The sequence below is a fragment of the Pseudomonas sp. GW821-FHT09C10 genome (assembly GCF_059418085.1).
The window spans coordinates 231,078-252,816 of the sequence record NZ_JBWKPE010000007.1 but is presented as its reverse complement, the minus strand read 5'-3'; the positions used below and the strand labels follow the sequence as shown (position 1 = coordinate 252,816).

At 61.4% G+C, this 21,739-nt stretch carries 16 protein-coding genes and 3 pseudogenes; 14 read left to right on the top strand and 5 right to left on the bottom strand.

Features of this window, described 5'->3' with window-relative positions; genetic code table 11:
• Positions 1-94 precede the first annotated feature (94 nt).
• The 8 genes from AC07OT_RS15945 (at position 95) to otnI (ending at position 12,189) form a co-directional block, all read left to right on the top strand.
• The gene (locus tag AC07OT_RS15945; protein WP_495108472.1) at positions 95-2,602 is read left to right on the top strand and encodes a fimbria/pilus outer membrane usher protein; all 2,508 of its coding nucleotides are present in this window, start codon (positions 95-97) and stop codon (positions 2,600-2,602) included.
• Positions 2,599-3,633, top strand: a complete 1,035-nt coding sequence (locus tag AC07OT_RS15940) for a fimbrial protein (RefSeq protein WP_495108471.1) — start codon at positions 2,599-2,601, stop codon at positions 3,631-3,633. The genes AC07OT_RS15945 and AC07OT_RS15940 overlap by 4 nt, the downstream gene beginning before the upstream one ends.
• Before the next feature lie 106 nt (positions 3,634-3,739).
• A complete protein-coding gene (locus tag AC07OT_RS15935; protein ID WP_495108470.1) occupies positions 3,740-6,844 on the top strand; it encodes an autotransporter outer membrane beta-barrel domain-containing protein in 3,105 nt (1,034 codons plus the stop codon).
• Between the two features lie 68 nt (positions 6,845-6,912).
• Complete coding sequence (gene ltnD, locus AC07OT_RS15930) at positions 6,913-7,887, top strand: L-threonate dehydrogenase (RefSeq protein WP_495108469.1); 975 nt, start codon at positions 6,913-6,915, stop codon at positions 7,885-7,887.
• Positions 7,888-7,897: 10 nt separating this feature from the next.
• Positions 7,898-9,190, top strand: a complete 1,293-nt coding sequence (gene otnK, locus AC07OT_RS15925; RefSeq protein ID WP_495108468.1) for a 3-oxo-tetronate kinase — start codon at positions 7,898-7,900, stop codon at positions 9,188-9,190.
• Entirely contained in the window at positions 9,187-9,831 is a 645-nt protein-coding gene (otnC, locus tag AC07OT_RS15920) for a 3-oxo-tetronate 4-phosphate decarboxylase (protein WP_495108467.1), read from the top strand. The genes otnK and otnC overlap by 4 nt, the downstream gene beginning before the upstream one ends.
• Before the next feature lie 96 nt (positions 9,832-9,927).
• On the top strand, positions 9,928-11,388 hold the full coding sequence (locus AC07OT_RS15915; protein WP_495108466.1) for a GntT/GntP/DsdX family permease: 1,461 nt from the start codon (positions 9,928-9,930) through the stop codon (positions 11,386-11,388).
• 15 nt (positions 11,389-11,403) lie between these two features.
• The gene (gene otnI, locus AC07OT_RS15910) at positions 11,404-12,189 is read left to right on the top strand and encodes a 2-oxo-tetronate isomerase (protein WP_495108465.1); all 786 of its coding nucleotides are present in this window, start codon (positions 11,404-11,406) and stop codon (positions 12,187-12,189) included.
• 319 nt (positions 12,190-12,508) lie between these two features.
• Here otnI and AC07OT_RS15905 read toward each other — a convergent pair whose 3' ends face one another.
• From AC07OT_RS15905 to AC07OT_RS15890, 4 genes and pseudogenes are all read right to left on the bottom strand, one after another.
• Positions 12,509-13,330: a DeoR/GlpR family DNA-binding transcription regulator gene (locus tag AC07OT_RS15905; RefSeq protein ID WP_495108464.1), complete on the bottom strand. Its 822-nt coding sequence runs from the start codon at positions 13,328-13,330 to the stop codon at positions 12,509-12,511.
• Positions 13,331-13,421: 91 nt separating this feature from the next.
• Positions 13,422-13,937: pseudogene (locus AC07OT_RS15900) on the bottom strand (methyl-accepting chemotaxis protein); the annotation flags it as partial.
• 348 nt (positions 13,938-14,285) lie between these two features.
• Positions 14,286-15,293, bottom strand: a pseudogene (locus tag AC07OT_RS15895) (HAMP domain-containing protein); the annotation flags it as partial.
• A 216-nt stretch (positions 15,294-15,509) separates the two neighbouring features.
• Positions 15,510-16,400, bottom strand: a complete 891-nt coding sequence (locus AC07OT_RS15890) for a bestrophin family protein (protein ID WP_115489070.1) — start codon at positions 16,398-16,400, stop codon at positions 15,510-15,512.
• Between the two features lie 249 nt (positions 16,401-16,649).
• Here AC07OT_RS15890 and AC07OT_RS15885 point away from each other — a divergent pair, with 249 nt between their 5' ends.
• From AC07OT_RS15885 to AC07OT_RS15865, 5 genes and pseudogenes are all read left to right on the top strand, one after another.
• Positions 16,650-17,540: a hypothetical protein gene (locus AC07OT_RS15885; RefSeq protein ID WP_495108463.1), complete on the top strand. Its 891-nt coding sequence runs from the start codon at positions 16,650-16,652 to the stop codon at positions 17,538-17,540.
• The gene (locus AC07OT_RS15880; protein ID WP_495108462.1) at positions 17,525-18,553 is read left to right on the top strand and encodes a GGDEF domain-containing protein; all 1,029 of its coding nucleotides are present in this window, start codon (positions 17,525-17,527) and stop codon (positions 18,551-18,553) included. The genes AC07OT_RS15885 and AC07OT_RS15880 overlap by 16 nt, the downstream gene beginning before the upstream one ends.
• A gap of 122 nt (positions 18,554-18,675) precedes the next feature.
• The gene (locus AC07OT_RS15875) at positions 18,676-18,939 is read left to right on the top strand and encodes a hypothetical protein (protein ID WP_495108461.1); all 264 of its coding nucleotides are present in this window, start codon (positions 18,676-18,678) and stop codon (positions 18,937-18,939) included.
• Positions 18,936-19,691, top strand: a pseudogene (locus tag AC07OT_RS15870) (Fic/DOC family protein). Before AC07OT_RS15875 ends, AC07OT_RS15870 begins: the two are co-directional and overlap by 4 nt.
• Before the next feature lie 7 nt (positions 19,692-19,698).
• A complete protein-coding gene (locus tag AC07OT_RS15865; RefSeq protein ID WP_065939743.1) occupies positions 19,699-20,160 on the top strand; it encodes a metallophosphoesterase family protein in 462 nt (153 codons plus the stop codon).
• 8 nt (positions 20,161-20,168) lie between these two features.
• Here the strand turns inward: AC07OT_RS15865 and AC07OT_RS15860 are convergent, their stop codons facing one another.
• Positions 20,169-20,480 (bottom strand): ArsR/SmtB family transcription factor, encoded by a 312-nt coding sequence (locus AC07OT_RS15860; RefSeq protein ID WP_027603612.1) that lies wholly within the window; start codon positions 20,478-20,480, stop codon positions 20,169-20,171.
• Positions 20,481-20,558: 78 nt separating this feature from the next.
• On the opposite strand from AC07OT_RS15860, the gene AC07OT_RS15855 reads away from it, so the two are divergent.
• Complete coding sequence (locus tag AC07OT_RS15855; protein ID WP_495108460.1) at positions 20,559-21,650, top strand: NADH:flavin oxidoreductase/NADH oxidase; 1,092 nt, start codon at positions 20,559-20,561, stop codon at positions 21,648-21,650.
• The last annotated feature ends 89 nt before the right edge of the window (positions 21,651-21,739 follow it).

Below are 21,739 nucleotides of genomic sequence, written 5' to 3'. Positions count from 1 at the left end.
TATGAACCGTTTTGATCGATCGATATTACGCAGAAAAGTATTTCTGGCGTCACCGTCATGCTCAATCGTTCGTTTCTGGGCGGTGGCGTGCCTCGTGTTCAGCACGGCAGATGACAACGTAATGGCGGATGAGCCGGTGCTGCCGGCGGCTGCTGCACAGGTGGACTTCCAGGATGCCGAGTTCACCAGTTCGTTTCTGGTGGGAAATGCCAAGCGTACGGATATGTCGCGTTACCAGAAGGGCAACCCGGTATTGCCAGGAAATTACGATTTGGACGTTTACATCAATGGCAAGCAGGTGACGCGCGCCAAGGTCGAGTTCGCAGATGAGGCCAACAGCAATATCGCGCAAGCCTGTTTCACGCTCGCAGCGATGAAACGGCTGGGCATCGATACACAGCCATTGGTGCCGTTCAACGGTTGTCGCAAGCTCAAGGCGGTGTTGCCCAACACGGTCTCCTATGCCGACATCGGTGAGCAGAAGCTCTACCTGCAAATCCCCCAGGCCAACTTGCGGCGTACCCCGCGTGGTTATGTAGAGCCCGAGTACTGGGACGCGGGCATTACCGCGGCGAAACTCGATTACAACCTGAACTATTTCAGCACACAGAACGACCATTACGGCAGCACCGACTCTGCCTACATGGGCTTGCGTGGCGGGTTCAATTTTGGCCTTTGGCAGTTCCGACATAACGCCAATGTGAACTGGACCCAGGGGGGCAAAGCCGAATGGACCCGCATGTCCACCTACCTTCAGCGGCCAGTGGCGCAGCTTAAGAGCCAGGTGACCCTGGGCGAGATCAATACCAAAGGCGTGGGGTTCGACAGCATCGCCGTGCGCGGTGTCAGCCTGGCCTCGGACGAGCGCATGTTTCCCGATTCACAGATCGGTTTCGCGCCGGTGATCCGCAGTTTCGCGCGCAGCAATGCGCGAGTGGAGGTGTGGCAGAACGATATAAAGCTCTATCAGACCACGGTCACGCCCGGCAACTTCGTGATCGACGATCTGTACCCCACAGGCTATGGCGGCAACCTGAATGTCGTGGTTACCGAGGCCGACGGAAGTGAGCGGCGCTTCGATGTGCCTTATTCGTCGATCACCAACCTGATGCGTCCGGGGCGTGCCAAATACGACCTGGTGGCTGGCCGGCTGTATAACCAGAACCTGGCCAGCGATGCCCATCTGTTCCAGGGCACGTTGTTCTATGGTCTGAACAACAGCCTGACCGGCTACGGCGGGTTCCAGGTCAGCGAAGGCTTTCACGCGGGGCTCGCGGGTGTCGGACTGAACACCTCGCTAGGGGCGTTTTCGGTCGACCTGACCCAGGAGACCACCCAGCTGGGCGCTCGTAGCGGTTCGGCTTCGGGGCACAGCGTCAAGGTGGCGTACAGCAAGTTGCTGAGCGAAACCCGCACTAACTTTACCCTCGCTGCCTACCGCTACTCGTCGTCCAAATACATGACGCTTTCCCAGGCGGTCGATGCGCGTGAGCGGGTCAAGACCCCGGGCTATCAGGATGAATGGCTGTGGTATGGCAATGAGCGTGACCGCTTCGATATCAGCATCGATCAGCCGGTAAGCACTTATGGCTCGCTGTTCCTGACCGGTAGCACCAGCAAGACCTGGGGGGACTCGGGATCCTCGAGCCGGCAGTTTGAAGTGGGCTTCAACGGCAGCGTCGGGGATGTCAGCTACAGCCTTTCCGCCAGTCGCAATAACGATGAGTTCGTCGGCGCCCAGACCCAGTACTTCCTGAGCCTGAATATTCCATTGGGCAGCGGCGCCAAGTCACCGACGCTGAGCACGCAGTACACCGGCGGGCGCGGGCAAGGCAGCACGCTGCGCAACTACTTGAGCGGGGTGGCCGATGACGAGGGGCGCCTGAGCTACGGGGTCGCCCACGCGGCGGACACCAACACCTCAAGCTCGGGCAGCGTCAATGCTCAATACCGCGGCGACCGCAGCACCGTTCGCGCGTCGTACGAACAGGGTGGGGACTACAAATCCACCTCGCTGGGCAGCGATGGCAGCCTGGTGGTGCACAGCGGCGGGGTGACGCTATCGCCGAATACTGGCGACACCATTGCACTGGTCTCCGCACCGGGCGGCGAGGGCGCGAGCATTGGTGGATTGTCCGGCCTGGTCATCGATAAAAACGGCTATGGCGTGATGCCGTATTTATCGCCCTATCGCATGAACAATATCAACCTGGACCCCAAGGGCAGCTCGATGGATGTCACGTTCCAGAACACCACGCAACAGGTCGCACCCTTTGCCGGCGCAATTGTCCGCGTCGATTTCCAGACCCGGGTCGGGCGGTCGGCGGTGATCCATATCACTAATGGCAGCAACCTCAAGTTGCCGTTCGGCGCGGATGTACGCGACGAGCGTGGCAATGTGGTCGGTGTGGTCGGCCAGGGCAACAACCTGTTTGTCCAGGGCGTTGAAAACAACGGCGCACTGAGCGTGAACCTGCCGGACGAATCAACCTGTCAGGTTGCATATCGATTCGGCGAGAAAACGGCGAGCGGCACCAAGGGGCTGCTACAAACGCAAGCGCCGTGCCTGCTGCGCGAAGGTACCCGTCTGAGCAGTCGATGAAAATGACCAGACTTATTTATGCAGTGTTTCAGGTGTGTGCCTGGCTAATGGTTTCAACGTCGGCTTATGCGGTGTGCGGGATGATGCCCAACTATCAGGAAGGCGCGGTAGTCGATATAACCATGGGCCGCATATCGGTACCTTCGGGGATTGCCGTGGGTGACGTGTTTTACAGTAAGGAGTTTCCTATTGTTGGCAGTTTTTTCGCCATTGTTTCTTGCAAACCGGGTGATACAACGCAATGGCGGGTCGTACAAGGTACTGCCACTACTATAACTAACGTCTACACAACTAACATTGCCGGTGTCGGCATGCGTACCAGTTGGATACCCGCACAATCGGCTTCACCGTTTTATGCTGGAGAACAGACCACCTGGAAACTTGGGATGCCCGGTGTCAGTGGCTCGGCGGCGCAAAACACCTTGGTCTTCAATGTCGGCGGAACAGTTGTCGTTGAGTTGATCAAGCTGAGCGACACCGTCGGTTCCGGTGCATTGGCGGGTGGTACCTACACCAACAACACGGCGCAGATGGCTTACCCGTTCAACAGTGGTGTGTTCCTGACCACGCGCATCACCGGTGGCGGCAGTGAAATCGTGCCGGAAACGGGTACCTGCTCGATCGGCGACCTGAGTGTGGACCTGGCTCCGGCGCCATTCGGCCGCTTCACCGGGCAGGGCTCCACCACGGGCGACACACCTTTCAACGTGCCGTTTACCTGTTCCGGAGCCAACGGCGCAGTCACCCTGACCCTGGACGCAGACAAGTTCATGCCCGACGGCAGCCTGGGCCTGATCAAACCGCAGGCCGGCGTGAACAATGCCTCTTGCGTGGCGCTACAAGTACTCGATGCCACTAGTGGGCTGCCCGCGATACTCGGGGCGACTCAAGTCGTGGGCACGGTGTTTAACAATTCGACAAGTTTCAACTTGCCCTATTTAGTGCGTTATTACCAAAGTTCTGGCGGCACTAATTGCGTCACACCCGGGCTTGTAAAAGGTACCGCAACGGTCACTGTGAAGTATCAATAAAAGGCGCTTTAACGGGTTTGCCACTCCCTCTCTGACTGGGGGCATGGCGGGCACTTTTTTGTCGAGCGCTTTTGTTGGAAGACAACTAACATCAAGGAATGGATCAATGAACTTTCCGAAGAAACCCCTCAGTTTTGCAATCAGTTATGCCCTCTTCGTTGCACTAGTGCCCGTGCAGGCGGCCACTATCGGGTCTGTTGACGTATCGTCCGAGGCGGGCGACCTGCTGGTACTGGATAATGACCAGGTTTCGTTCGCCGGCAAAGGTGCGGCCGTTCGCGTTATGGGGGGGCAAAATGAATTCATCGGCACGACCATGGATATCCACGCGACCGCCGGCGGGCCAAACGATGCGGTGACGGGGCTGCAAGTGCAGGGTGGTGGGCGGGGCACACTGCAGGGCTCAACGATCAAGGCCAGCGGCTATTTCGGTGACGGCGCCAGCGCCAGCGGTGCAGGCTCGCACGTGCAGCTGGGGCAGACCGACATCACCACCGACGGCGCCCGTGGCCGTGGGGTCATGGTCAATCAGGGCTCCAGCGCGCAGATCATCGGCGGCACGGTCACCACCACAGGGCTCATGGCCGACGGGCTCTCTGCCATGGGCGCTGGTTCGACCATCAGCGCCAGTGGCACGAGCGTATCGACCGCCGGCAATGCGGCCTACGCAGTGCGGGCGCAACAGGGGGCGCGCATCAAGTTGAACAACGTCAGCGCCACCGCCCATGGCCAGACTGCCGCGATCGCCATCACCGGTACGGACAGCGTGGTCACCGCCGACGGCGTGACCGCACAATCCGACGGCGCCCAGGGCGTGGAGATGCAAGAAGGACGTCTGGAGTTCAGCAATGGCAGCATCCAGGCCAAGACTGACGGCATCCTGATCCGGCCGAGTTCTCCCAACGGTGGGGGGACGGCGGTAGTGCGCAATTCCCAGGTCCTCTCTCAAACCGGCAACGGCATCAACCTTGATGCCAAAGGTGCGTCCCTGGAACTGTACGAGTCCCAGATCAGCGCCAAAGGGGATAATGGTTCGGCGATCTGGATGCCCGGCAGCGACAGCCACGCCGACGTGCACGACAGTCAGCTGGAAACATGGGGCACACAGGCGGCCGCGGTGGACAATCGCGCCGGTATTTTCCAGATGGACGGCGGCCGCGTGGTCACCCACGGTGACTCGTCCCACGGGCTCTATGCATCAACCGACGTGATCGGTGGCCAGTCGGGGGCGCCCGGGGCGACGTTCGATGTGATGAACGTGGTGATCGAGACCTTTGGCGTAGGGTCGGTCGGCGCCTTAGCCCGGCTGGGCGGGACACGGATGGTGTTGTCCGACAGCCAGCTGTTGACCCACGGTGATCTCAGTCATGGCCTACTGGTTTCAGGCGATGATGCCAGCTTGCAGACGACTCGCACGAATGTGGTCACCGAAGGTAACTCGGCGTATGGCCTGTCGGTCAGCAACAATGCCACGGCAGACCTGAGCGACACCCACATCGAGACCGCTGGAGAGAAAGCCTACGGGCTGGTGAGCCAGGCAACCATCGCGGGTATCACCAACCAACTCGATCTCACTGACAGTACGGTAGTGGCCCACGACAGCAGTGCCTTGCGCGTCTCCGGCGGCAGCTTGCTCAGTCATCTGACCCACAGCAGCCTGGTGGGGCGCAGCGCCGATCAGCCCGCGACGGCAGTATGGATTACCGACGGTGCCAATGGGCTGGCCGCCGACCTCGTCCGGCTGGACAGCGATCACTCGTTCATCGATGGCGATGTCCTGGTCGAGGGTGGCGCGCTGCAGTTGAGCCTGAACAATCAGTCACGCCTCGAAGGTGCGGTGAACGATACCCTTGGCCATTCCAGCCTCAGTCTGGACGACAGCAGCAGTTGGCTGATGCGGGGCGACTCCAGTGTCGGCCAACTGACAAATAAGGGCAGCGTGGAATTCGCCACGCCGGCAGCGAGCGATTTCATGCGCCTGAAAGTCGCCGGCGACCTTCAGGGCGACGGGCAGTACATCATGAATACTGACCTGGGCGCGCTGCGCGGCGACCGGCTTGAGGTGGGCGGCCAGGTGACCGGTAATAACCAGTTGCTGGTGCGCAACAGCGGCGCCGAGCCGTCGGGCGGTGGGCAGAAATTGCTGTTGATCGACAGCCAGTGGGGCGTCGGCGACTTCACGCTGGCCAACCGTGGCCAGGAGGTGGATGTGGGCACCTACCGCTACACCTTGCAACGTGACGACAGTGCGAGCGGCCAATCGCAGTGGAGCCTGGTCAACATCACCGAGCAACTGTCCACCGCCGCCAGCGCGGCGATCAACAGCAGCGCGTTGGCGACCCTGCGTGACACCTGGGATGCTGAGCGCGGCAGCCTGATCCAGCGCCTGGGCGATGTGCGCGGCGATGGCCACGACGAAGGGGTGTGGATGCGCAGCTATGGTCAGGAGCAGCAACTGGATAACGGCGCAGGGCGGCACTTCACGCAGAACCTCAACGGCGTCCAGGTGGGGGTGGATGGCCGGATGGCGCGCAGCAACGGTTCGCTGATCCTCGGCGGCCTTGCCGGTTACAGTCACGCCAATCGCAGCTTCAATGGCGAGGGCAGCGGTAAGCTCGAAAGTTACTACATCGGTACCTACGCCACTTACCTGGACGATTCGGGTTGGTACACCGACAGCCTGCTGACACTCAATCGCTGGTCCACTCGGTTCGACGTGGACGCTACCGACGGCAAACGCGTCAGCGGTAAAACCCACAGCAACGGCGCTGGCCTCTCGGTGGAAACCGGCAAGCGCCTGGATTTCTCCCACGGCTGGTTTGTTGAGCCCCAAGCGCAGTTGTCGGCGTTGTACGGTGGCGGTGATCGTTACCGGTTGAGCAACGACATGCGCGTCGACGCCGACGATGGCATTTCAACCCAGTTGCGTGGCGGCGCGCTGGTTGGGCGCCAGATGCGGTTAGAGGGTGATATTGCGATCCAGCCGTACCTCAAGGCTGGCTGGATCCAGGACCTGTCAGCGCGCAACCAGGTCAAGACCAACGACGTCAGCAGCCACCCCGACGGCAATGGCGGTGGCTGGTATGCCGGGGCAGGTATTACTGCGGCCATGGGCAGGAGCCAGCATCTATATGCCGATGTCGAGACCAGTGACAGTTCTACCCAAAAGCGCCCGTGGGCTTTGAACATTGGTTACCGGCTGGCGTGGTAAATCGGCGGCGACCAATGTTAATAAATGTTAAATCGAAAAATTACTTCACATAATCCGTTCATTGGTGGATGATCGACTGCAATTCCAATGCGGCTCGCCGGTGTAGCGCGAGCCGCCGTTTACCCCTGGAGTACCCCATGAATAATAAGAATGTCGGTGTGATCGGTCTGGGCGCGATGGGGCTGGGCATTGCCCGCTCGCTGTTGCGCGCAGGTTTCAATGTGCATGCCTGTGATGTGCGCGACGCGGTGACCCAGCAGTTCGCCAGCGAAGGCGGGGTGGCGTGCGCGTCGCCGGCGCAGATGGCCGAGGCCTGTGATGTGATCATCACCGTGGTGGTCAACGCCGAGCAGACCGAGACCGTGCTGTTCGGTGAGGGCGCTGCCGTGGCGGCGCTGCGTCCCGCCAGCCTGGTGATCGGCTGTGCCACCGTGGCCCCGACCTACGCCGTGGACCTCGGCCGGCGCCTGGGCGAACACGGCCTGCTGTACCTGGATGCGCCGATTTCCGGCGGTGCGGCCAAGGCCGCCGCCGGTGAGATGACCATGATGACCTCCGGCCCGCAGGCCGCCTATGCCAAGGCCGATGCAGTGCTGGCGGGCATGGCCGGCAAGGTGTATCGCCTGGGCGACGTCCATGGCCTGGGCTCCAAGGTCAAGATCATCAACCAGTTGCTCGCCGGCGTGCATATCGCCGCCTCCGCCGAAGCCATGGCCCTGGGCCTGCGCGAAGGGGTGGACGCCGATGCCTTGTACGAGGTGATCACCCACAGCGCCGGCAATTCCTGGATGTTCGAAAACCGCGTGCCGCACATTCTCAAGGCCGACTACACGCCACTGTCGGCGGTGGATATTTTCGTCAAGGACCTCGGCCTGGTGCTGGATACCGCGCGTGCGAGCAAATTCCCGCTGCCGTTGTCGGCCACTGCGCACCAGATGTTCATGCAGGCTTCCAGCGCCGGTTTTGGCCGCGAGGACGACTCGGCGGTGATCAAGATTTTCCCCGGCATCGACCTGCCGACTGCCAAGCCCGAGCCGGTGTAAGGAACGCTTTATGACTAACCACACCACGCGCCCGTTGCTGGGCTGCATCGCCGATGATTTCACCGGCGCCACCGACCTGGCCAACATGCTGGTGCGCGGTGGTATGCGTACGGTGCAGAGCATCGGCATCCCCAGCCGCGAAGTCGCGGACGGGCTGGATGCGGACGCCATCGTCATCGCCCTCAAGTCGCGTACCACGCCGGTCGCAGAGGCTGTCGAGGAATCCCTGGCCGCGCTGGACTGGCTGCGTGAGCAGGGCTGCGAACAGATTTTCTTCAAGTATTGCTCGACCTTTGACTCCACTGCCGCCGGCAATATCGGTCAGGTCAGCGAGGCCTTGCTCAAGGCGCTGGGCAGTGATTTCACCCTGGCCTGCCCGGCGTTCCCGGAAAACGGCCGGACGATTTTCCGTGGCCACCTGTTTGTGCAGGACCAGCTGCTCAATGAGTCGGGCATGCAACATCACCCGCTGACGCCCATGGGCGACGCGAATCTGGTGCGCGTGCTGCAGAGCCAGACGCAACTGCCGGTCGGGCTGCTGCGGTACGACAGCATCGCCGCGGGCGTCGAGGCGACCCGTAAAAAAATCGCCGAACTGCGCGAGCAAAGCGTGGGCATTGCCATCGCCGATGCGCTGTCCGATCAAGACCTCTACACCCTTGGCAGTGCCTGCGCTGACTTGCCATTGCTTACCGGCGGCTCGGGCCTGGCCTTGGGCTTGCCGGGCAATTTCCGCCGTGCCGGTAAACTGCGCGACTTCGATGCTGCGACGCTGCCGACTATCAGCGGTGGCGAGGTGGTGCTCGCCGGCAGTGCCTCGGTGGCGACCCTTGGCCAGGTTGCGGCCTGGTTAGAGGCGGGCCGCCCGGCGTTGCGCATTGATCCGTTGGCCCTGGCCGCCGGTGAGCCGGTGGTGGCGCAGGCCCTGGCGTTTGCCCGCGACAGTGCACACACCGTATTGATCTACGCCACCAGCACCCCCGCCGAGGTCAAGGCCGTGCAAGAGCGGCTCGGCGTCGAGCGCGCCGGGGCCCTGGTGGAGAACGCCTTGGGCGAGATCGCTGCCGGCTTGCGCGAGCAGGGCGTGCGACGCTTTGTGGTGGCCGGCGGGGAAACCTCTGGCGCGGTGGTCAAGGCCCTCGGCGTCAACCTATTGCAGATTGGTGCGCAGATCGACCCTGGCGTGCCGGCCACCGTCAGCAGTTCCGCCGAGCCGCTGGCACTGGCGCTCAAATCCGGCAACTTCGGTGGCCGTGAGTTCTTCGCCAAAGCCCTCGCGCACCTGGCCGGAGGTGCCCAGTGACTGGCATCGACGAACAGGCCCTGCGCGAAGAAATCTGCGATGTCGGCCACAGCCTGTATCAACGTGGCTACACCGTCGGCAGCGCCGGCAATATCAGTGCGCGCCTCGACGATGGCTGGCTGATCACCCCCACCGATGCCTGCCTCGGGCGCCTCGTGCCAGGTGCTATTGCCAAGGTCAACCTGAAAGGCGAGTGGGTGTCCGGGGACAAACCGTCCAAGACCCTGGCCCTGCATCGCCAGGTGTATGACCGCAACCCCTCGGTGGGCGGTGTGGTGCACACCCACTCCACCCACCTGGTGGCGCTGACCCTGGCAGGCGTGTGGAGCGCGCAGGATATCTTGCCGCCGCTCACGCCTTACCAGGTGATGAAGGTCGGTCACATTCCCTTGATCGGCTATCAGCGTCCGGGTTCGCCCAACGTCGCCGAGCAAGTCGCGCAACTGGCCAACCGCGTGCGTGGGGTGATGCTTGAACGCCTCGGTCCGGTGGTCTGGGAAAGCTCGGTGGCCAAGGCCAGCTACGCGCTGGAAGAGTTGGAAGAAACCGCACGGCTGTGGTTGATGAGCAACCCTACGCCGGCGCCGCTGGATCAGGCGGCACTGGATGAATTGCGCGAGACCTTCGGCGCGCACTGGTAACCCGCAAGACGACACGGCAAGTGCTGCCCGAGTGCCTGGTTTGACGCTCGACGGACCCGGCTTGTCTGAAAAACAATAACAACAGGACATTCTTGAATGAGCCCACTGATTTTGATGTTGACCGCCGGCGCGGGTATCGCGCTGCTGCTGTTTCTGGTCCTCAGGTACAAATTCCAGCCGTTTGTCGCGTTGATGCTGGTGAGTATCGTGGTGGCGCTGGTGGCCGGGGTGAAACCGGCTGACCTGGTGGCGACGATCGAGGGCGGCATGGGCAAGACCCTTGGCCATATCGCGATCATCATTGCCCTGGGCGCGATGATCGGGCGGATCATCGAGCTGTCCGGCGGTGCCGAGGCCCTGGCCAAGTCGCTGATCGAGCGCTTCGGCAACAGCCGTACACCGCTGGCGCTGACCATCGCCGGGTTCATCATCGGCGTGCCGGTGTTCTTTGAAGTCGGGGTGATCATCCTGATGCCGTTGGCCTATGGGGTGGCACGCCGGGCGCGCAAGCCGCTGCTGGTGTTCGCCTTGCCGATGTGTGCGGCGCTGCTCACCGTGCATGCCTTCCTGCCGCCCCATCCAGGCGCCGTGGCCGCCGCCAGCCAACTGGGCGCCGACCTGGGCCGGGTGCTGATGTTCGGCCTGCCGATCACCGCGTTGCTGTGCTACATCGGTTACCGCGTGGCGGGGCGCATGACCCGACGCTTCTATCCGATGACCGACGATATCCGTGCCGAAGTCTATGGCCCTCACGTGACCAATGAAGACCTGAGGGCCTGGACTAACGGCAATCACCAGGCGGCGCAACAGAGCGCTGTGGCCGAGTCCTCTATGGGCCTGGAAGAGTCCACCAGCGCCATCGCCGCCAAGCTGCCGGCGGCGCCTGCACCCGGTTTCGGCCTGATTGTCAGCCTGATCCTGCTGCCGATTGTGCTGATTTTGCTGGGCACCCTGGCCACGTCGCTGCTGCCGGTCGACTCGACCCTGCGTGGGGTGATGACCGTACTCGGCGCGCCGCTGGTGGCGCTGCTGATCGACACCTTGCTGTGTGCCTGGCTGCTCGGCTCGCGCCGTGGCTGGAGCCGCAGCCAGGTCTCTGACGTGATCGGCTCGGCGTTGCCGGGCGTGGCGATGGTGATCCTGATCGCCGGCGCCGGTGGTGTGTTCGGCAAGGTGCTGGTGGACACCGGCATCGGCGCGGTAGTCTCCGACATGCTGCGCACCACCGGCTTGCCGGTACTGGCCCTGGGCTTTTTGTTGACCATGCTGCTGCGCGCGGTGCAGGGTTCGACCACCGTGGCCCTGGTGACCACGGCGGGGATCATCAGCCCGCTGATCGTGACCCTCAACCTTACGCCCAACCACCTGGCGCTGCTGTGCCTGGCCATGGGCGGTGGCGGGCTGGCGATGTCGCATATCAACGACGCCGGCTACTGGATCTTCACCAAGCTCGCCGGGCTCAACGTGGCCGACGGTCTGCGCACGTGGACGGTGATCACCACCTTGCTCGGCACCTTGGGTTTCTTGATTACCCTGCTGATCTGGCCTTTTGTCTGACTCTTGGGAGCTTTTATGCCTCGTTTTGCTGCCAACCTGAGCATGCTGTACCCGCAACATGATTTTCTCGAGCGCTTCGCGGCGGCGAAGGCCGATGGTTTCGACGCGGTGGAATACCTGTTCCCCTACGACTACAGCGCCGAGGCACTCAAGCAACGCCTGAGTGACAACGGCCTGGTCCAGGCCCTGTTCAATGCACCACCGGGCGATTGGGCGGCGGGGGAGCGCGGCATCGCCACGCTGCCAGGGCGTGAGGCCGAGTTTCGCAGTGGCTTCGACCGCGCGTTGGAATACGCCGCCGTGCTCGGCAACGACCGCGTGCACGTCATGGCCGGCTTGCTGCCCTCGGAAGGCCTGCGCCAGCGCCACCAGGCCGTGTACCTGGAAAACCTCGCCTACGCCAGCGCAGCGGCGGCCAAGGTCGGCGTCACCGTGTTGCTGGAACCGATCAACACCCGCGACATGCCGGGGTTTTTCCTCAACCGCCAGGACCAGGCCCACGCCATCTGCCGGGAGGTTGGTGCGCGCAACCTCAAGGTGCAGTTCGACTGCTACCACTGCCAGATCGTCGAAGGCGACTTGGCCACCAAACTGCGCCGCGACTTCGATGGCATTGGCCATATCCAGATTGCCGGGGTACCGGACCGTCACGAGCCAGACCTGGGCGAACTGAACTACGGGTTCCTGTTCGAACTGATGGACCAGTTGGGCTACGACGGCTGGGTCGGCTGCGAATACCGGCCAAAGGCCGATACCTCGGCGGGCCTGCAATGGTTGCGGGACTGGAAAGCGGCTCGGTAGTCGACGAGCGTCTGTGTCGGTTCGGTTCAAATGTGGGAGGGGCGGTGCGACGATTCGACTTGCCCCCGATAGCAGTGTGTCAGCCAACACATCTACCAACCATGCCGCCGCCATCGAAGCCTCGCTAAAGCTCGACATCTCCCACAGGGATCAGCAGTGCCCACGAGATCTATAGCCGGGCAACTTTTTACCTGCCAACAACAACCAAATGTGGGAGGGGGCTTGCCCCCGATGCGGTGGCTCAGCCAACACCTCTACCAACCCTGCCGTCGCCATCGAAGCCTAGCTAAAGCTCGACCTCTCCCACACAGGAAGGGCATCACTCCGGCAACGGATCACCCGGCAGCATCAATTCAATCCCGCGCTTGCGGATGCCATCTGCCGCTGCCGGAGCCAGGGCGTCGTCGCTGATGATCACGTCGAACGGTTCCAGCCCGGCGATGCGGTACATGCTGAAGGTGCCGTATTTGGAGCTGCTCGCCACCAACACCACCTGGGACGCCGATTGCATCGCCACTTGCTTGACCTCGACTTTCAGCGCCGAGGGGGTGGTGATGCCTCGGTGCAGATCCCAGGAGCTGGTGGAGACAAAGGCGATGTCCGTGACCACCTGGCGCAGGGTCGCCACGGCCAGCCCGCCGACGGAAGAATGATTGTCATGGTCCAGTTGGCCGCCGGTGTGGATCACCGTGACCTGCGTCGCATCCATCAGGGCCTGCACGATCCCGAAGTCGTTAGTGACCACCGTCATCCCCGACAGCGCCTTGATATACGGGACGATCTCCAGGGTGCTGGTGCCGGCATCCAGGTACACCGTCATGTCCGCGTGCAGCAACCGTGCGGCCAGTCGTGCCATGGCCTGCTTTTGCGGCAACTCCACCACGGCTTTGGATTGATGGCTGGGTTCGCTGTGCAACTGGCTGGCGATCCGGACCCCACCGGTGACGGAGTACGCCCGGCCTTCCTGCTCCAGCAGGGCGATATCGCGGCGCACGGTCATGTGCGAGCAGTCGAACATCTCCATCAACTGGTGCACGCTCATCACCTGATGCTTGCGCAACTGTCGCAGGATCTGTTCTCGACGCTGCTCGGGAATCATCGGGGGGCTGCTGTCGGTGGCCGTGTCCTTCGGGTTGGGCATTAAGGCTCCGCAGTGGTTGGGTAAGAGGCGGGGAGTGCGTGGCTATAGTAGCCAATACACGCCCCCGCCGGCGACCCCGGTGTGACAGCGGTCAGAACTTGAACCGCCCCACCAACCCCTTGAGCTGACCGGAAATATCCGTCAACCGCCCCGATCCGGTCTGCGCCGAGTGGGCAAAGCCTTCGACCAGTTGCGCATCGGCATGGATCTGCGCGATGTGCCGGTTGATCTCTTCGGCCACCTGGTGCTGTTCTTCGGCCGCGGTGGCGATCTGGGTGTTCTGGTCGCGGATCGAGTCCACCGAGCCTTGGATCTTGTCGAAGCTGTCGCGGGCCTGCTGGATGCGTTCCACGCTGGTGTGGGACACCTGAAGGCTGCCTTGCATCTGCTGGGTGACTTCCTGGGTGCGGCGGGCGAGGTTGCCCAGCAGGCTGTCGATTTCACCGGTGGAGTCGGCTGTGCGGCGTGCCAGGGCGCGGACTTCGTCGGCGACCACGGCAAAACCGCGGCCCTGGTCACCGGCGCGCGCGGCTTCAATCGCGGCGTTGAGCGCCAGCAGGTTGGTCTGTTCGGCGATCGAGCGGATGGTGTCGAGGATGGTGTTGATGTTCTGGCTGTCCTGCTCCAGCAACTGCATGGTCTGGGTCGACTTTTGCAGGTCTTCGCTGAGCTTGAGCACGCTGCCGGTGGCTTCGCCGATATGCTGCTGGCCATTGTGCACGTCGCGGTAGCCTTCGTCGGCACTCGCGGCGGCGGCGCTGCAGGAACGCGCGACCTCGTTGGCGGTGGCCACCATTTCGTTGAACGCGGTGCTTACCAGCTCCACGGCTTCACGTTGGCGCCCGGCGGCCTGGTTCATGTTGTTGGCGACTTCGCTGGTGTCGGCGGCGGCGGTTTGCAGGTCGGAAGAGGCGTTGCCGATGCGCTGCACCAGTTGCGCGATCATGCTCAGGAACTGGTTGAACCAGCCCGCCAGGCTGGCGGTTTCATCCTTGCCTTGCACCTTGAGTTGGCGCGTCAGGTCGCCTTCGCCTTCGGCAATCTCCTGCAGGCCGTCGGCCACCCCGCGAATCGGACGCACGATCACGCTGGCAAAGCTGGCGCCGACAATCGCGAACACCACGGCCAGGGCGGCGGCAATCGCGGCGATCAACCACGTGAGGCTGGTGGCGCCGGCCATGACTTCATCGCGTTTGATCAGGCCGATAAAGCGCCAGCCCAGATCCTTGGAGCTGACCACGTTGGCCATGTAGGCCACGCCGTTGATGTCGACCTGGGTCACGCCGTCGCCGCGCTTGGCCAGTTCGGCGTAGTTGGGGCCCAGGTCGGCCATCGGCTTGAAGTTGTGCTTGGCGTCGCTGGGGTCCACCAGCACGTTGCCGTTGGCTTCCACCAGCATCAGGTAGCCGCTGTCGCCCAGCTTGATGTTGCGCACCAGTTCGGTGAGCTGCTTGAGCGACACGTCCAGGCCGACCACGCCGAGGATATTGCCGGTGGCATCGGCAACGGTGTGCACGGTGCCGATCAGCACCACGTCGTCCGGTGCCCAGTAATAGGCGCCGGTGCGCACGGTGGTGCCTGGGGCGGCGATGGCGGCTTTGTACCAGGGGCGTACGCGTGGGTCGTAGTTGTTCAGTTTGGCATCGTCAGGCCAGCTGGCATAACCGCCGTCGGCGAGGCCCAAGGACAAGTAGGCGGTGCTCGGGTGGCTCTTGGCGAACTGATCGAAAATCGCCAGCAGGTCTTTGTTGGTCTGGGTCAGGGGGATTTGCGCGGCGTCGGCGCCGGCGTAGCTCTTGAGGTCCTTGGCCGCGACAACGCGCGGGTCCTTGGCGACGAAGTCGACGTTCTGGCTGATGCCATCGAAAAACTGCTTCATGCCGTTGTCGATCTGACGGATCTCGCGACCGCTGCTGTCGAGGAAATTGGCCAGGGCCCCCTCGCGCAAGTTCAGCACAACCATAACGGCCACCAGGATGACTGGCAGGCACGCGATAGCGGCAAACGCCCAGGTCAACTTTTGCTTGATATTCATGACTTCACCCGCGGGTATTTATATTTTTGGCAAGGAGAAAACAGTGGCGTCGAGCGTCGCATGTGTTGTTTTGAGGGGATGTGGCCCATGCGTACTCCCTTTGTATCGACTGCGGGAGCACGCACTTTAGGCCGAAGGGCGTGTTTATCCGATGCGCTCGCCGCCCAGCGCATCACGCTGCATCGATTGCAGGTTTTTCTCGATGGTTTCGCAGATGGCTTCCATCTGGATCTGGTGTTCGCTGGAGCGGAACGGGCTTTGCAGGTCGGTGCCGATACGTTCGATGGCCAGCAGCATAAAGCCCACCACGGTGGACGCCAGCGGGGTGAACCAGCCCAGGGATTCCACCAGGCCCACGGGCACGATCAGGCAGAACAGCGAGATAAACAGGCGCGGGAAATACACGTAGGGGTAGGGCAGTGGCGTGTTGGCAATCCGCTCCATGCCGCCCTGGGCATTGGACAAATCCACCAGGGTCGACTCCAGCCGTGCCAGGCGAATGCTGTCCAGGTGCCCGGCCTTGTATTCCCTGGCCAGCAACGCCGCCGAGCCGGTGAGGATGTCATTGGCGAAATTATTGGTGGCGCCGTTGCGGGCGAATTCCTCGGCGGGGATAAAGGCGCGTACTTCATCAGGGCACGGCTCGCCCTTGAGGTGCGCGGCCAGGCAATTCACATAGGCCACATGGCGGCGCAGCAGGGTGGCCTTGACCGGGTTCACTTCGCCGTCGGGGTCGTCCAGCAGGGTCAATACCTGCCGCGCGAAGCTGCGTGAATTGTTGACCATCGCGCCCCATAGCGTACGGGCCTCCCACCAGCGGTTATAGGCGCTGCTGTTGCGAAAGCTGATGAGCACGATCAGTGCCGAGCCCAGCAGGGTGAGGGGCATCAGCGGCAAATTGATCTTGGCGGTGAGGAACAGCATGAAGTCCACGGTGACGGCGACGTCCCACAGCAACAGCCAGAACAGCGACCAGCCCACATAGCCCATGGTCTTGATGATCAGGCGGTACTTTTTGATGATGGCGGCTTTCAAACGACAACCTCGCGGCGAACGATAGGCAACAATGCCTTAGCTCGGACGCCGGCTTGCGGGGAAGGTTCGCCGCGGCGACTGAAACGGTTAAGCCGCCTGGGTTTTTTGGAACAATTTTGGTAACGACGATGTCCCCTGAGCTAATCACGCTAGATTGCGCTCAAGGCAAAACGCCATTACCGGTGCTGCAATTGAGATCAGTGAATCCAAGTTGTTTGATCAGGGCTCTTTCTCATGTGCAGTGGTTCGTTGAAGCTGGCGATTGAACAGTCGGCGCGGGCGTTTGAGCGCCATATGGATTTTGACGGGTGTATTCGTACCCATTATTCGGCTCTGCTGGAGTGCTATTCAAAAAGACCGTTTTTCTACAAGACGGCGCTGAAGTTCAATCGCTTGATGGTGTCCTTTACCTTATTGAGCACGTATTTCACCAAGCCGGTCCCCTTGCTGTCCGAGGTGAAAGCGTTTTGTGTGGCGCGCGGGTTCTGTTCGCGAAACAGCCTGGAGTCGATCTTCCTGCTGTTCAGGGCACTGGGGTTCATGACGGTGTCGAGGCATCCGGACGACAGCCGCCTGCGGCTGTTCAGCCCATCGTCCCAAGCCTGCGCGGAGATCCGGCCGATGCTCACGTCCATGGTCGAGCCGCTGGGCGTGATGTGCCCCGAACCCGCGGTGTGCGCCTCAATGGCCGGGTTGGATGATCGCGCCTATCTGGCCCGGTATTTCAAAGGGTTTTCGGTGCTTCTCTGCCGTAACCTGAGCATTGACCTGTTGATGCCCGATTGTTATTGGCTGGTAAAACGCGATGCCGGGCATATGTTGATGCTGGCGATCTATAACGATGCGTGTACGCGGGATAACCAGGGCGCAAGTTTCAGGTCTTCGTCCTACCTTTCCATCGCTGAGCAGCTTTCGGTGTCCAAGACCCATGTCATTCGTCTGGTGCAAGAGGGAGCCGAGCGGGGCTATTTCAAGATTCATTCCAAGACGCAACTTGAGGTCCTGCCACCTTTTGTCGTGCTGGTAAGACGGTTCATGGCCTATTCGTTTGCGATTTGCCTGCACAGTCTTCAACTGAGTCATGCCGATGACACACCGGCTACGCATTCACAGGGAGTGACGGGATGCCGGCAAATGTGAAACTCAGGCCACGGATGCAGAGGCTGTTGTCGCCTGCCATCGCCCAGGCCGAACTGATCGGGATTTTCGCCTGGCTGGCGGTGTTGCTGGTGGATCGTGGGGGGATGTTCGGCTGGCCGGTGGTGCTGGTCACGCTGGGGCTGTGCGTGGTGTATGGGGTTCACCGGGTGGTGACGCATTATGTGCTGTGGCGGGCGCTGGGCGGCTTCTACATGGTGCTGCTGTCAGCAGGTTTTGCCTATGTGGTGCACACCCGCCCCGCGTTGCAGGTGTTCGCCTTGCCGCTGGCCGTGACCTTGGTGATGAGCAGCGCAATCCTGTTTATCGTGGTCCAGGATTTTCTGGTCTGCGCCGCCCTGGTCTGGTTACTGACGTGGCCCAACATTCAGCTGAGCCTTTATGACGGGGTCGACACCTATGTGTTTATTTTTTGTGCGGCGTCGGTGTCGATCGGCTTTATCTTGAATGTCTACTACCTGAAAAACCTGCGCTCCGTGTTGTTGGTCGAGAGTGAGTTTCGGGAATTGGCCGAGACGGATTACTTGACCGCCATCCTGAACCGGCGCGCCTTTATGGAGGGCTTCGCCAAACTGATTGCGGCCGGCGATACCGGTTACTTCATGATGTTGGATATCGACAGTTTCAAATTGAAGAATGACCAGTTCGGCCATGATGTCGGCGACCGGATCCTCTGCGCCATGGCCGCGTGCCTGAAATCCACCCCCGGCAGCCACAGTTTCGGCAGGATTGGCGGCGAGGAATTCGGCGTGCTGCTGCTGGTCGATGACCCCGATCTCGCCACCGATTACGCGCTGCGCCTGCTGCAAGCGATCCGCTGCAGTGTCGCGCCGCCCCATCACTACACCTGCAGTGCGGGCATGACGCGCTTTACGGCCGGGGCCGATATGTCGGCGGTCCTCAAGCGTGCCGACCGCAATCTCTACGCCTCCAAGGGCAACGGCAAGGACCGTGTATATCTGGATGGCGCGCCGGTCTGCCACGGAGCGATTTAGCTCGAACGCCGGCTTGCGGGGACGGTTCGCCCTGAACCAGAAACGTTTAAGTGACGTGCGCTTCGGTTGAAGTGGGAGGAGGGCGCCATGCTATGCTCTGGAGGCTAATTGAGGGATTTCAGATGACTAAAACAGCCGATATCAGTGTTGCCAGCCACGTGCGCCGCCTGGCCAGGGCTCATCATGTTACCGCTGAGCGTGATGGCATAAGCCGAATGGCTGCTGCGATTACCAGCCTGGCTGGCGATGTGGTCGAGCTGGATGGTGTGGAGCAGTTGTTGGTCAATCTCAAGAGGAAGGGTGTTCTGAGTAAATCGGAAACCATGGCGCTTCAGGGCAGTTACCTCCAAGAGAAGCGACGCTCCAAGAAGAAGCTAAGCGCATGAATTTTGATCCCTTCGGCGATTTTGAGACCGCTGGGTACCTTCAAAATGCTCTACAGCTTAAAGATCCCATCGAAGTAAAAGAGTCAGAGCATCTATCGTTCGAACTGAGTATGGAAGACGCGCTTTGATACTTGGCCCCAAAAAAAATTATCGATTACTCGTCCGTACTCAAAGTGCACGAGCTCCTGTTCTCGGATTTTTATCACTGGGCGGGTAAGGATCGAACTGAGTTTGTTCCACATCTTGCCGTTTTCAAAGGTTCTCAAGACGATCCACACCATACCCCGTTTGAGCATCCGGCATCGATCAAGCTCTCCGTCGACTATGCATTTGAACTGGCGTCGAACAAGAAGCGCTTTAGGGATCGCCCTGGTGACGTCATGGGCCAGTTGGCATTCGCGCATCCTTTTCTCGATGGCAATGGGCGCACGATTCTGCTTGTTTTCATGGAGCTTTGTTATCGAGCCAAGTTCGCCATTGAATGGTCAAAAACCAACAAGGATGATTACCTCCGGGCACTCAGTGCGGAAATCAAAGAGCCGTTTAAAGGGCATCTGAATGATTACCTGCAACCCTTCGTGGTCGATATTGCACATCGTGATGAATGGCCAGGAATGATAGGTGGCCTAAAAGGTCTGGATGGGCTTGATAAGGAAAGGATTACCTACGAAAGCCTTGATAATCCTGAGGTTCAAAAGATTTACACAACCTACAGAGCGCAGTCGCTCGCTGCGCCTTCATCCGAAAAATAGGACCACGATGTCCAGAGTTGGCGTGATTTCCGACACCCACGGCCTGCTGCGCCCTGAGGCTGTCGCTGCCTTGCAGGGATGCGAGCAGATCATCCATGCCGGTGATATCGGCAGCCCTGAGATTCTTCAGCAATTGGCACAGATCGCGCCCCTGCACGTGGTGCGTGGCAACAATGACCAGGACGCGGCGTGGGCGGAGCTGGTGCCCGACCATCTGATGCTGGAGGTGGACGGATGGCGGACGTTGGTGGTGCATGATATCGCCGACGTACCCGCCTTACTCGACACGTCTACTCGGCTGGTGATCACCGGCCATTCGCACAAGCCCCTGATCGAATGGCGGGGCGCAACACTGTACGTAAACCCCGGCAGTGCAGGGCGGCGGCGCTTCAAGTTGCCGGTGACGTTGGCGGTGCTGGACGTGCGGGACATGACGATCGAGTCGCGGCTGATCGCGCTGCTGGACTGATCCGGCTTTTATCGTTGCGTCAGGATGCTCTGCAACAATCCCGGAAACCGTTCCTCAAGCACCTCGCCGCGCAATGAATTCATGTGGGTAGTGCCCACGCTGCGGGTGTGGACCAGGCCGGCATCGCGCAGGACCCGGAAGTGGTGGGACATGCTGGACTTGGGGCGCCCGCCGTCCAGTTCGCCGCAACTGGCCTCGGGCACGCCGGCCAGGCAGCGGACAATCTCCAGGCGCACCGGATCACTCAGCGCGTACAACAGGCGCTCGAGGGTCAGGTCTTCCGGGGTGGGGTGTTTAAAGGCTCGCATGAAACGAATCATAACAGGGGGCTATCATCGAATACCATAGTTCGATTACCATCGAACTATCGAATCATCCACTCGCTCCCGGAGTTCTCAATGTCCGCTTTGTTCGAACCGTTCACACTCAAAGACGTCACCCTGCGCAATCGCATTGCTATCCCGCCGATGTGCCAATACATGGCCGATGACGGCATTGTCAACGACTGGCACCTCGTGCACCTGGCCAGTATGGCGCGGGGTGGCGCCGGTTTGCTGGTGGTTGAAGCCACCGCTGTAGCGCCTGAGGGGCGTATCACCCCAGGTTGCGCCGGTATTTGGAGCGACGCCCACGCCGAAGCGTTCGTGCCCATGGTCAAGGCCATCAAGGCCGCCGGCTCGGTGCCCGGCATCCAGATCGGCCACGCCGGTCGCAAAGCCAGCGCCAACCGCCCGTGGGAAGGGGACGACCACATACCTGCCTCCGATGCGCGCAGCTGGGAAACCATCGCGCCGTCGGCCATCGCCTTCGGTGCCAACCTGCCGCAAGTGCCACGCGCCATGACTCTGGACGACATCGCTCGGGTCAAGCAGGACTTCGTCGACGCCGCCCGCCGTGCCCGTGACGCCGGCTTCGAATGGATCGAACTGCACTTCGCCCATGGCTACCTGGGCCAGAGCTTCTTCTCCGAGCATTCCAACCAGCGCACCGACGCCTACGGTGGCAGCTTCGACAACCGCAGCCGTTTCCTCCTGGAAACCCTGGCCGCCGTGCGCGAGGTCTGGCCGGAGAACCTGCCGCTGACCGCGCGTTTTGGCGTGATCGAATACGACGGCCGGGACGAACAGACCCTGGCCGAATCCATCGAACTGGCCCGCAACTTCAAGGCCGGCGGCCTGGACCTGCTGAGCGTCAGCGTCGGTTTCACCATCCCCGACACCAATATCCCGTGGGGCCCGGCTTTCATGGGCCCGATCGCCGAGCGCGTGCGCCGCGAAGCCGGCATCCCGGTGACCTCGGCCTGGGGCTTTGGCACGCCGCAACTGGCGGAAGGTGCGTTGCAGGCGGGGCACCTGGACCTGGTCTCGGTCGGTCGTGCGCACCTGGCTGACCCGCATTGGGCGTACTTTGCGGCCAAGGAGCTGGGGGTGGAGAAATCCTCCTGGACCCTGCCGGCGCCTTACGCCCATTGGTTGGAGCGGTATCGCTGATCGGATCCACTTCTAACGTTGTATAAAAATCCAAATGTGGGAGGGGGCTTGCCCCCGATAGCGGTAGACCAGTCGATGTTGCTGTGACT